Below are 12296 nucleotides of genomic sequence, written 5' to 3'. Positions count from 1 at the left end.
GCCCCTCGCCGTTGCGTTTTCCTCATATTTTCCATGCGTTTTCCGCAAGCTCCCCGCCGGCCCGCATGCCGCTTGGTTTATGCCTTTCGGTTACTAAAAAATGAAGTTTTGATCTTTGTAGGTTCTAACCAGACCTGCCTAGCTTCTGGCCAAAGCGCCGGCCTTCGCCGGTGGCAGCCTGCCAAGGAGCCTTGCCATGAAAACCCCATTGCGCCACCTGATCACCGCCCTTGGGCTGGCCTTCAGCCTCGGTGCCCACGCGGCTGAACCCGCCAAACCAGAAAGCATTCGCATCGCCGTGCCCGACCTTAGCGCCGGCAGCAAGCCCAGCGCCGGTGGCGTGGTCGATGTGCTGCGTGACCAGCAACTGCTGGAGAAGGCATTCGCCAAGGACGGTATCCGCATCGACTGGCACTTCTTCAAGGGCGCCGGCCCCGTGGTGAACGAGGCGCTGGCCAACGGCCAGGCCGACTTCGCCTACCTGGGCGACCTGGCCGCGATCGTCGGCAAGGCCAATGGGCTGGACACCCGCGTGCTGTCGGCAGGCGTGCGTGGGGTCAAAAGCTACCTGGGCGTGGTGCCCGGCTCTGGCATCAAGACCCTGCATGACCTCAAGGGCAAGCGCGTGGCGGTGTTCCGCGGCACGGCCAACCAGCTGTCGTTCGCCAGCGCTCTGGCAAGCCAAGGGCTGACCGAGCGCGAGCTGAAAGTCATCAACCTGGACTTCAACGCCGCCAATGCCGCACTGGCCGCCAAGCAGATTGACGCCACCTGGGGGCTGTCCAACCTGCTGTCGCTACGTGAGCGCGGGCTGGTCGAACTGCCGGTCAACTCGCGGGATCTCGAAGGCGCCGGCAGCACCCAGGCGGTGCTGCTGGGCACCGGCGATTTCATTCGCAAGTACCCCGAGCTGGTCCAGCGCCTGGTTAACGCCCAGGAGCAGGCCAGTACCTGGCTGCGGGATGAACACAACCGCCAGGCCTACATCGAGCTGGTGGCCAGCAACGCCAACTGGCCGCGCAGCATCCTCAGCGATGACCTGGCCAAGGAAGACCTCGCCCACTACTTCGACCCACGCCTGGACGCTGGCTTCGTCGGCCAACTGCAGCAGGGCGTAGACCTGGCGGCCAAGGAACGCCTGATCCGCCGCGGCTTCCAGGTAGCCGACTGGATCGAACCGCGCTTCCTCGATGCTGCGCTGAAACAGGAACAGGCCGTGCAGGCCGCCCGCTAAACCTTCAAAAACCCGACAATGACCGCAAGGACCACGACCATGAGCAATGCCGCCCTGGCCACCGCGCCACAACCCCTCGAACTCGACATTCACCCGGTTGCCGGCCGTATCGGCGCCGAAATCCGCGGTGTGCAACTGTCCGCCGACCTCGATGCAGCCACCATCGAGGCTATCCAGGCTGCACTGGTGCAGCACAAGGTGATCTTCTTCCGCGACCAGACCCACCTGGATGACCAGAGCCAGGAAGGCTTTGCCAAACTGCTCGGCGAGCCGGTCGCCCACCCCACCGTACCGGTGGTGGATGGCACCAGCTACCTGCTGCAACTTGATGGCGCCGAAGGCCAGCGGGCCAACTCCTGGCACACCGACGTGACCTTCGTCGACGCCTACCCCAAGGCTTCGATACTGCGCAGCGTGGTAGCGCCGGCTTCGGGTGGCGATACCGTCTGGGCCAACACCGCCGCGGCTTATCAGGAACTGCCCGAGCCGCTGCGCGAGCTGGCCGACAAGCTGTGGGCGGTGCACAGCAACGAATACGACTACGCCAGCATCAAGCCGGATGTCGACCCGGCCAAGCTGGAGCGCTATCGCAAGGTGTTCACATCGACCGTTTACGAGACCGAGCACCCGGTAGTGCGTGTGCACCCGATCAGTGGTGAGCGGGCGCTGCAACTGGGGCATTTCGTGAAGCGCATCAAGGGGTATTCGCTGGCGGATTCGCAGCACCTGTTTGCTGTGCTGCAAGGGCATGTGACGCGCCTGGAGAACACTGTGCGCTGGCGCTGGCAGGCGGGGGATGTGGCGATCTGGGATAACCGGGCGACGCAGCATTATGCGGTGGATGATTACGGCACCCAGCCGCGGGTGGTGCGGCGGGTGACCTTGGCGGGCGAGGTGCCGGTCGGGGTGGATGGGCAACTGAGCCGGACTACCCGCAAGGGCTGAGCCCAGCAGAGAACCCTGTGTAGGAGCAGCCTTGTGCTGCGAAGAGGCCGGTGCAGGCACCGCAGATTGATGGTGTCAGCTCCGGCCTCTTCGCAGCACAAGGCTGCTCCTACATCAGTCTGCGCAAGCCTTCACATTTCGGTATCACAGGCAATCAACTGCCTGACCAGCCCCTGCGCCAACGGCGACAAGCCATACCCCACCCGGCTCACCACCCCATAGCGGGTATGGCACGCCTCTTCCTGCTCGGGCGTCAGGTCTGCCAGCTTCAACTGCACCAACCCGCCCTCGCGTTGATACGGCCGCAAGTTGGCATTGCAGGCAATGCCGATGGTGTCCGAGTGCATCACCACATTCAGCAGCGCATACCCGTGCTCGCACTCTACCGCTGGCAGGAAGTCCTGCCGCCCGCTGAGGTCGCTGAGGATCTTGCGGATGTTCGGCGGGCGGAAGGTGGTGGCCATCGGGTAGTGGAACAGGTCTCGCGCCTGCACGGCCTCCTGCTCGGTCAGCGGGTGACCGGCGCGGCAGCAGAAGTGCCAGCGCTGTGGCGTCAGCTTGTGCACCTGGTAGTCCGGGTCGGACTCGAACTGGCGGGTGTCGGCGACAAAGAACTCGATCTCTTCGGCCACCAGCTTGCGGTTCAGCGCCTGCCAGTTGTCCACCTGGAAGCAGGTGCGCGCCGCCGGGTACTCAGCCACGAAGCGGGCCACCGCGCGCGGCACCAGGCCACCGGCTGGCGCAGGGCCGGAGCCAAAGCGCACCACCCCGGTGGTGGCGCCATTGAACTGGTGGATTTCGTTGACCAGATTGTGCGCCCCGTGCACAAGCCGCCGCGAATGCTCCAGCACCAGCAAGCCCTGGCGGGTCGGCGCCAGCTCTTTGCTCGCGCGGTCCACCAGCCGGCAGCCGATGTTGTGCTCCAGGGTCTGGATGCTGCGGCTGAAGGCCGATTGCGACAGGTTCACGGCCGCCGCAGCGGCCACGAAACTGCGGTGCTCGACAAGGGCGATGTAGTGACGCAACTGACGCAGATCGATATGCATTTTTTACATTAAAACCTTCGGTCAAATGCAATTGCTGACAAGGGTGAGTCCCCTTATAAAGGGTGTTACTTATTCCACTAAATATGAATTACAAATATTTATATTACTTAAAAGAATATAAGCCCGACTGACCGCGATTCGGTTCCGCCAACGGAAATGCTCGCCAGGGCCCACGCCTCAAGGAGCATTTGCATGTCCGGACTTTCCAGTTGGCCTGCGCGCGCGTCGCGTTTCACCTTGCAACCCTTGGCCGCCGGCGTGTTGCTGGCGGCGTCCTCTGGCAGCTTCGCCGAAGAGCCGGTCAGCGCCACCCCGGCGGTAGAGCAGGAAGCCAAGCTCGGCACCGTCACCGTCAATGCCCGCCGCCGCGAAGAAACCGCGCAAAGCGTGCCCACGCCCATCAGCGTGCTCGACAGCGAAACCCTGGAAACCCAGCGCATCTACCGCGTGCAGGATTTGCAACAGCTGGTGCCCAGCACCAACGTCGCCTACGTGCATGCACGCCAGTCGAGCATCTCGATCCGTGGCCTGGGCAACAACCCGGCCAGCGATGGCCTGGAAGGCAGCGTCGGCATCTACCTGGACAACGTCTACCTCGGCCGCCCGGGCATGGCGGTTTTCGACCTGCTGGATGTGGAGCAGCTGGAAGTGTTGCGCGGCCCTCAGGGCACGCTGTTCGGCAAGAACACCACGGCCGGCGTGCTCAACATCAACACGCGCAAGCCCACCTTCCACCGCGAAGGCAGCATCCAGCAGTCGATTGGCGAAGACGGCTATCTGCAAACCCAGGGCAGCTTTTCGGGGCCGATCAGCGAGACCTTGGCCGGACGCATTAGTGCCTACCGCACCGAAGACGACGGCTATGTGAAGAACATCCACAACGGTGACGACCTCAACGGCGGCAAGCGCCAGGGCTTTCGCACCCAGCTGCTGTTCAAGCCCAGCGACACCTTCAACCTGCGCTGGATTGGCGAATACAACGAAGAAGACTCCAATAACGGCATCCTCAGCCTGTACAGCACCGGCCCCACCATCAATGGCGTCAACCGCTACGAAAGCCTGGCCGCCCAGGCGGGCGCGACGCTGGTGTCGGGCAAGGACCGCAAGGTCAATTTCGACGCCGACCAGCAGGTGACGGTGTTCCAGGGCGGCACCTCGGTGGAAGCCAACTGGACCTTGCCTAACGACTTCACCCTGACCTCGATCACTGCCTACCGCTGGTGGGACTTTACCCCGCGCAACGACGATGGCCTGGACGTGCCGGTGTTCTACAGCGCCGGGGTATCGGTACGCGACAAGCAGTACTCGCAGGAAATCCGCCTGGCTTCGCCTACCGGTGGCGCCTTCGACTACGTGCTGGGTGCCTACTACTTCAAGCAGGACCTGGACAACAAGTCCTTCACTTACTACGGGCCGCAGGCGGATGTCTGGAACCTCACCCCGGCCGGTGCGCTGAACAACGTCAACACCATTGGTGACGGGCACATTGATACCGACAGCTATGCGCTTTTCGCCCAGGGCACCTGGCATGTCACCGACCGCCTGGATTTCACCGCCGGCGTGCGCGGTACCTATGAAGAAAAGAGCGCCTGGGTGACCCGCGATGCACCTGACGGTGGCGCCGCTGTAACCGGGGCTGCTGCCACCGCGCGCCAGGCGCGGATAGGGGCCTACGATTCGGGCGATCTCAACCAGTACAGCTTCAGCCCTTCCGGCCTGCTGGGCCTGAGCTACCGCTTCAACGAACAGCTGCTGGGCTACGCCACCCTGACTCACGGTGAGAAGTCTGGTGGCGTCAACCTGACCGTCGGCGCCGCACCACGGCTGGGGACCGATTCGCTGCTGGTGGGTACCGAGCGGGTCAACAACGCCGAACTGGGCTTGAAAAGCACCCTGTTCGACGGTCGCCTGCAACTCAACAGCAACCTGTTCTGGGCCGAGGTGCATGGTTACCAGGCCAACGTCTACGACCAGATCAACCGCGTGCAGTACCTGGCCAACGCCGGCAGCGTGCGCTCGCGCGGCCTGGAGTTCGAAGCCACGGCGCTGCCGGTCCGTGGCCTTACGGTCAACTTCAACGGCTCGTGGAACGACGTGCGCTACACCGAGTACAAGGATGCCCCATGCCCGCCTGAGGTGAGCCTGGCCAATGCCACCGCCACCTGCGACCTGTCTGGCCACCAGGTGGTCGGCGCCTCCAAGTACATCGCCAACCTCAACACCCAGTACAAGTGGCAAGCCACCGACCATGTCGAGCCCTACGTCACTGCCAGCTACGCCTTCCGCTCGAAGGCCGTGGGCACCATCGACGATTCCGATTTCGGCCAGATCCCCAGCTACGCGCTGGTCAACCTTTCCGCTGGTGTGCGCCTGGACCAGGGCGACGGCGTGGTCGACCTGTCGCTATGGGTGAAAAACGCCGGCGACAAAACCTACTTCACCAGCCTGTGGAACTCCGCCAACGGTGGTTATGCCGGCGTGCTCGGCACCCCGCGCACCTTCGGCGCCACCGCCCGTTACGATTTCTGAGCACAAGGAGCTTTGCCATGAATGCCAAGACCCAAACCCCTGCACTGCCTGAAGGCGCCTGCCTGACCGCCAAGGTCCCCGAGCGTGACGAGGCGCTGCTCGGCGATGTGGTTGTGAACCCGTACCGCCTGGCGCCGCTGACCGCGATCATCCGCGACGGTGGGCGCAGCCTGAGTGACGCGCATGTGCGTGTGCTGGGGCGTGGCGAGCGCGGTGTGGACATTGTCTATGACGTGTCTGATCGTTCGTTGTGGACCTACGGCGGCATCCCGGTATTCGGGCTGTACCCGGACTACGTCAACCAGGTCGAGGTGACCTACAAGCTCGACGGCGAGCGCATTCGCGAGCAGTACCAGGTCTACGCCCCGGCCGTGCGCCTGCCGGTGGTGGCCAGGCAGACCGCCGCGTTGCCGGAAGTGCAGCCGGTCAAGGTGACGCCTGGCTTTGAAAGGCGCCTGTACCTGTTCAACCACCTGCAGGGTGACATCCCGGGCGGCCGCGCCTTCAAGTGGAATGCCCTGGGTGGCGCAGCGGAATGGGACCAGGTGGGCAACAACTGGATTGCCGACAGCAATGGCGATGTGCGCTGGTACCTGGATATCGAGCAGATCCACGACTCCAACCGCCGCGACGGCCTGGGCGGCACCATGGGCTTCCAGCAGACCCGCGACGGCAAGCTGATCTGGGGCCAGGGCCAGACCTACTCCAAGTACGACCTGCTGGGCCGGCGCATATGGCAGCGCAGCCTGCCCGACAAATTCGCCGACTTCTCCCACGAAATCCGCGAAACCGCCAACGGCACCTACCTGCTGCGGGTGGGCACCAGCGACTACCGCCGCCCGGACGGCAAGCGTGTGCGTTCGATTCGCGACCACATCATCGAGGTCAGCGAAGCCGGGGATGTACTGGACTTCTGGGACCTCAACCAGATCCTCGACCCGTACCGCGGCGATTTGCTGGAAACCCTCGGCAAGGCCGCTATCCAGTTGCCGGAAGGGGTGCAGAAGCAGGACGACCGCCTGGCCAACGAACTGGCCGAGGGTAACCTGCCGTTTGGCGACACCCCGGGGGTGGGTACCGGGCGCAACTGGGCACACGTCAATGCCATCGATTACGACGCTGATGACGACAGCATCATCGTTTCAGCACGGCATCAGGGCGTGGTGAAGATTGGTCGCGACAAGCAGGTGAAGTGGATTCTTGCCTCGCCCCAAGGCTGGCCTGAGCGCCTGCGCGACAAAGTGCTGACACCGGTTGCGAGCGAAAACTTCGACTGGTCGTGGACCCAGCACACTGCCTGGCTGACTGGCAAAGGCACGCTGACCGTGTTCGACAACGGCTGGGGGCGCGACTTTGCGCCGACCAAGCTTGCCGGCAACTACAGCCGGGCGGTGGAGTACCGCATCGACGAAGCCAAGGGCACGGTCGAGCAGGTGTGGGAGTACGGCAAGGAGCGCGGCGACGAGTGGTACAGCCCGGTGACCTCGGTGGTGGCCTACCGGCCGGAGACCGACACCCAGTTCATCTACTCGGCTTCGGTGAACTTCCTCACCCCCGAGAAACTGACCACCACCGTCCTCAACGAGGTGCGGCGCGGGACCCAGGAGGTGCTGGTGGAGTTGAAGGTGCACAGCCGGCAGCCGGGCAGTGTTGGCTACCGGGCACTGGTGATCGACCTGGCCAAGGCATTTTGAGCTTGGTAGGCCTGACGTAAATTTTGTGTTGATGCGTACATCGAGCGCCGCCCGCGCGGCGCTTCGCAGCACAAGGCTGCTCCTACATTTGTTTCGGGCCAGTGACGCCTGCACCAACGCGCGCGACCGCCTTGTTTGTTCGACACGATATTGAGGTGAGCACCAAAGGGCCGCGCGCCTTGACCTCAGGAATAATTGGCCCGAAACAAATGTAGGAGCAGCCTTGTGCTGCGAAGCGCCGCGCGGGCGGCGCTCGTTTTCATAGGCGCTGAAGATCTCACGGCAACCACTCCCCCTTTCACATTTCTTTCTGCTTGATCGTCTACCCTGCAGGGGCCGTTTTTCGGGCGATTTCAGATGGACTGTTCAACCATTCGTTCTTTTTTTCGAACAGCCTATTGTCCAACACCCCAGCAGCCGCTTAGCATTCGTTTGAGATTTCAAACGCTCGATGCCCTGCCTTGGGCGCTTTTCAACAATCAACAATTCGGGAAGCCGACATGCAGCTCAAAGACGCTCAGTTGTTCCGCCAGCAAGCCTACATCAACGGTGAGTGGCTGGATGCGGACAATGGCCAGACCATCAAGGTGACCAACCCGGCCACCGGTGAAGTCATCGGCACCGTGCCGAAGATGGGTACTGCGGAAACCCGCCGTGCCATCGAAGCTGCCGACAAGGCCCTGCCGGCCTGGCGTGCACTGACCGCCAAAGAGCGTTCGGCCAAGCTGCGTCGCTGGTTCGAACTGATGATCGAGAACCAGGACGACCTGGCTCGCCTGATGACCACCGAGCAGGGCAAGCCACTGGCCGAAGCCAAGGGCGAAATCGCCTATGCCGCTTCGTTCATCGAGTGGTTCGCCGAAGAAGCCAAGCGCGTCTACGGTGACACCATTCCGGGCCACCAGCCAGACAAGCGCCTGATCGTCATCAAGCAGCCAATCGGCGTTACTGCGGCCATTACCCCGTGGAACTTCCCGGCTGCCATGATCACCCGTAAAGCCGGCCCGGCCCTGGCCGCTGGCTGCACCATGGTGCTCAAGCCTGCATCGCAAACCCCTTACTCCGCCCTGGCGCTGGTCGAGCTGGCACACCGTGCCGGTATCCCGGCTGGCGTGCTGAGCGTCGTTACCGGCAGCGCTGGCGAAGTTGGCGGCGAACTGACCGGCAACTCCCTGGTACGCAAGCTGTCCTTCACCGGCTCGACCGAAATCGGTCGCCAGCTGATGCAAGAATGCGCCAAGGACATCAAGAAGGTTTCCCTGGAGCTGGGTGGCAACGCCCCGTTCATCGTGTTCGACGACGCCGACCTGGACAAGGCTGTCGAGGGCGCGATCATCTCCAAGTACCGCAACAACGGCCAGACCTGCGTCTGCGCCAACCGTATCTACGTGCAGGACGGCGTCTATGATGCGTTCGCCCAGAAGCTGGCCGCTGCAGTTGCCAAGCTGAAGATCGGTAACGGCCTGGAAGACGGCACTACCACTGGCCCGCTGATCGACGGCAAAGCTGTCGCCAAGGTTCAGGAACACATCGAAGACGCCGTCTCCAAAGGCGCCAAGGTGCTGTCCGGTGGCAAGCTGATCGAAGGCAACTTCTTCGAGCCGACCATCCTGGTCGACGTGCCGAAAACCGCAGCTGTCGCCAAGGAAGAGACCTTCGGCCCACTGGCGCCTCTGTTCCGCTTCAAAGACGAAGCCGAAGTCATCGCCATGTCCAACGACACCGAGTTCGGCCTGGCTTCGTACTTCTACGCCCGCGACATGAGCCGTGTGTTCCGTGTTGCCGAAGCCCTGGAATACGGCATGGTGGGTATCAACACCGGCCTGATCTCCAACGAAGTAGCACCGTTCGGTGGCATCAAGGCTTCGGGCCTGGGCCGCGAAGGTTCCAAATACGGTATCGAGGACTACCTCGAAATCAAATACCTGTGCATCAGCGTCTGATAGCACGGTAAAGGCTTTACCTCTGCCAGCGGGGCGCGAGAGCGACGTCTCGCTGGCCTTTTTTACATCGCAGTACCTGGTGGCCAGGGCGTTTACGGCAGTCGATCAACGAATACTGTGCGCGAGCACTCCCAGCCACCCCCGAATAAAAGCGCCATTCCTGTCGGCGCAATGAGGGCATTATGAGCAAGACCAACGAATCCTTGATGCAACGTCGTGTAGCTGCCGTCCCACGTGGCGTTGGCCAGATCCACCCGATCTTCGTCGACACCGCGAAGAACTCGACCGTGATCGACGTTGAAGGCCGCGAACTGATCGACTTCGCCGGCGGCATCGCAGTACTGAACACCGGCCACCTGCACCCGAAAGTGGTTGCAGCCGTGCAAGAGCAGCTGACCAAAGTCAGCCACACTTGCTTCCAGGTGCTGGCCTACGAACCCTACGTAGAGCTGTGCGAAAAGATCAACAAGCTGGTACCAGGCGACTTCGACAAGAAGACCCTGCTGGTCACCACCGGCTCCGAAGCTGTTGAAAACGCCGTCAAGATCGCCCGTGCCGCCACTGGCCGTGCTGGCGTCATCGCTTTCACCGGCGGCTACCACGGCCGTACCATGATGACCCTGGGCCTGACCGGCAAGGTCGTGCCGTACTCCGCTGGCATGGGTCTGATGCCAGGTGGCATCTTCCGCGCCCTGTTCCCGAGCGAACTGCACGGTGTAAGCGTTGACGACGCCATCGCCTCGGTCGAGCGCATCTTCAAGAACGACGCCGAGCCGCGCGATATCGCCGCGATCATCCTCGAGCCGGTACAAGGCGAAGGCGGCTTCCTGCCAGCGCCGAAAGAGCTGATGAAGCGCCTGCGCGCCCTGTGCGACCAGCACGGCATCCTGCTGATCGCCGACGAAGTACAGACTGGCGCTGGCCGTACCGGTACCTTCTTCGCCATGGAACAGATGGGCGTTGCGCCTGACCTGACCACCTTCGCCAAATCCATTGCTGGCGGCTTCCCGCTGGCCGGTGTGTGCGGCAAGGCCGAGTACATGGACGCCATCGCGCCGGGCGGCCTGGGCGGCACCTACGCCGGTTCGCCGATCGCTTGCGCTGCGGCCCTGGCTGTGATCGAAGTGTTCGAAGAAGAAAAACTGCTGGACCGCAGCAAGGCTGTAGGTGAGCGTCTGACCACCGGCCTGCGCGAAATCCAGAAGAAGTACCCGATCATCGGCGACGTCCGTGGTCTGGGCTCGATGATTGCTGTTGAAGTCTTCGAGAAAGGCACTCACACCCCGAACGCTGCTGCTGTTGGCCAGGTTGTTGCCAAGGCACGCGACAAGGGTCTGATCCTGCTGTCCTGCGGCACCTACGGCAACGTTCTGCGTATCCTGGTACCGCTGACTGCCGAAGACGCACTGCTGGACAAAGGCCTGGCCATCATCGAAGAGTGCTTCGCTGAACTCGCTTGATGTGATGCGCTTCTGAAAAAGCCCGCTTCGGCGGGTTTTTTTTGTGCCCAGAAAAGCCATGGGGCGCTATGGTTAGCGGAGGATTTGCTTTGGAAGCTGCGACGGAATGTGTGTCAGGCTATTCAGGAGTAGTTGGCGATGAGCGCTGTAGACCCCACCCCACCCAGCGTACTGATTGTCGAAGGCGACCCTTGGGTGCGTGACATGCTCAGCGAGATGCTGCTAAGCGTGCGCTGCGATGCCCGCCTGCAGGTATGCGTCGATGGGGCGCAGGCACTCAGCGCCCTGTCCAGCAAGCCAGACCTGATTATCGCCGCCCGCGAGCTGGCCGGTGTCGATGGCCTGGACCTGTTGCGCAAGGTGCGCGCCAAAGGGCCGGGGTTGCCGTTCATCCTCATGAGCAACCGCAGCGACAGCGCCAGTGTGCACGAGGTATTGCCCCTGCACCCTACCGCCTACCTGAGTAAACCACTGAATCTGGACAACCTGCGCAAGCGCCTGGAAGAGCTGCTGCTGGCCGTTGGCGAAGAAATCGCCTGCCCGGTGCCAGCCTTGCAGGCAGGTGCCAGCTTGTTCGCCTACCTTGAGCAGCGCCGTGCTACCGCCGATGGCGGGCCGCTGTTGGCCGATGTGCAGGTCGCGATCAAGCAAGCGCTCAACCCTCAGGGCCTGAACCTGAAGGTGCTCGAAGAGGAAGTGCGTAGCGACCCTCAGGTTACCGCCGTGTTGATCGCGGCCGCCAACAGCGCCGCGCTGCACCGGGAAGCACCGGTGCAAACGTTGCTGCAGGCCCTGAACAAGCTTGGCAGTACCCAGAGCATGAACCTGATTCTTGGCATGGCCCTCAAGCGCAGCGCACGGCTCAGCGACCCGTTGCTGGCGCAGCACGCGGCCGGCTACTGGGACCTTTCCCTGCATACGGCCGAATATGGCCGTACCTTGGCACGCATGCTCGAGCTGGACGAAGGGCGCTGCTATTGCGCGGGGTTGCTGCATTGCCTGGGCGACCTGGCGGTGTTGCGTTGCCTGCAAGAGTGGCGGTTGGCCGGGGGCGAGCTGGACGAACGCAACGTGCAGCAATCGCTGGATGAGTTTGGTGCGGCGTTCGGTTCGGCGCTACGCACGCGCTGGCGCTTGCCGCTGGCATTGCGCGAGTTGATCGCGGCGATCTACCAGTTGGGCGGCGGCGTGTATTCGCGGGAGATCCTGGCGATGAACCTGGCCGGGCAGTTGTCGCGGCTGCCGGCCGAGCAGGGGCTGGAGAAAGTGGCCAGCGGCAAGACCGCGCGCTTGCTCAAGCTTGGCCTGCCGGAGCTGAACCGGCTGCGCAAGGTGGATAACCCGGAGGTGAAGCCCCAGGAAGAGCCTCCTGTGGCGGAGGCTGAAGCGCCCAGCTGAGTTTTTGGGGCTGCTTTGCAGCCCCAGTTATACCTTTCCAGCGGGGG

8 protein-coding genes are annotated in these 12296 nt (G+C 62.9%); 7 read left to right on the top strand and 1 reads right to left on the bottom strand.

Translation table 11 applies throughout. From position 1 onward, the window contains the following. The first annotated feature begins 196 nt into the window (after positions 1–196). Together SB765_RS19120 and SB765_RS19115 are read left to right on the top strand one after the other, a co-directional pair. The gene (locus SB765_RS19120) at positions 197–1234 is read left to right on the top strand and encodes an ABC transporter substrate-binding protein (protein WP_410931754.1); all 1038 of its coding nucleotides are present in this window, start codon (positions 197–199) and stop codon (positions 1232–1234) included. Between the two features lie 39 nt (positions 1235–1273). Beyond that, complete coding sequence (locus SB765_RS19115; RefSeq protein ID WP_229610014.1) at positions 1274–2179, top strand: TauD/TfdA dioxygenase family protein; 906 nt, start codon at positions 1274–1276, stop codon at positions 2177–2179. Between the two features lie 131 nt (positions 2180–2310). Here the strand turns inward: SB765_RS19115 and SB765_RS19110 are convergent, their stop codons facing one another. Beyond that, positions 2311–3225 (bottom strand): LysR family transcriptional regulator, encoded by a 915-nt coding sequence (locus SB765_RS19110; RefSeq protein ID WP_410931753.1) that lies wholly within the window; start codon positions 3223–3225, stop codon positions 2311–2313. A gap of 192 nt (positions 3226–3417) precedes the next feature. On the opposite strand from SB765_RS19110, the gene SB765_RS19105 reads away from it, so the two are divergent. From SB765_RS19105 to SB765_RS19085, 5 genes are all read left to right on the top strand, one after another. After that, on the top strand, positions 3418–5754 hold the full coding sequence (locus tag SB765_RS19105; RefSeq protein WP_410931752.1) for a TonB-dependent receptor: 2337 nt from the start codon (positions 3418–3420) through the stop codon (positions 5752–5754). 17 nt (positions 5755–5771) lie between these two features. Continuing rightward, a complete protein-coding gene (locus SB765_RS19100) occupies positions 5772–7448 on the top strand; it encodes an aryl-sulfate sulfotransferase (RefSeq protein WP_341797291.1) in 1677 nt (558 codons plus the stop codon). 500 nt (positions 7449–7948) lie between these two features. After that, a complete protein-coding gene (gene gabD, locus SB765_RS19095) occupies positions 7949–9391 on the top strand; it encodes an NADP-dependent succinate-semialdehyde dehydrogenase (RefSeq protein ID WP_016484375.1) in 1443 nt (480 codons plus the stop codon). Positions 9392–9573: 182 nt separating this feature from the next. Continuing rightward, on the top strand, positions 9574–10851 hold the full coding sequence (gene gabT / locus SB765_RS19090; RefSeq protein ID WP_341797292.1) for a 4-aminobutyrate--2-oxoglutarate transaminase: 1278 nt from the start codon (positions 9574–9576) through the stop codon (positions 10849–10851). A 138-nt stretch (positions 10852–10989) separates the two neighbouring features. Then, positions 10990–12249, top strand: a complete 1260-nt coding sequence (locus SB765_RS19085) for a response regulator (protein ID WP_341797293.1) — start codon at positions 10990–10992, stop codon at positions 12247–12249. The last annotated feature ends 47 nt before the right edge of the window (positions 12250–12296 follow it).

Source organism: Pseudomonas sp. SIMBA_067, from assembly GCF_046534675.1.
Taxonomy (GTDB): Bacteria; Pseudomonadota; Gammaproteobacteria; order Pseudomonadales; family Pseudomonadaceae; genus Aquipseudomonas; species Aquipseudomonas putida.
The sequence above is the reverse complement of the archived record's forward strand: the minus strand, read 5'-3'. Positions and strand labels throughout refer to the sequence as shown.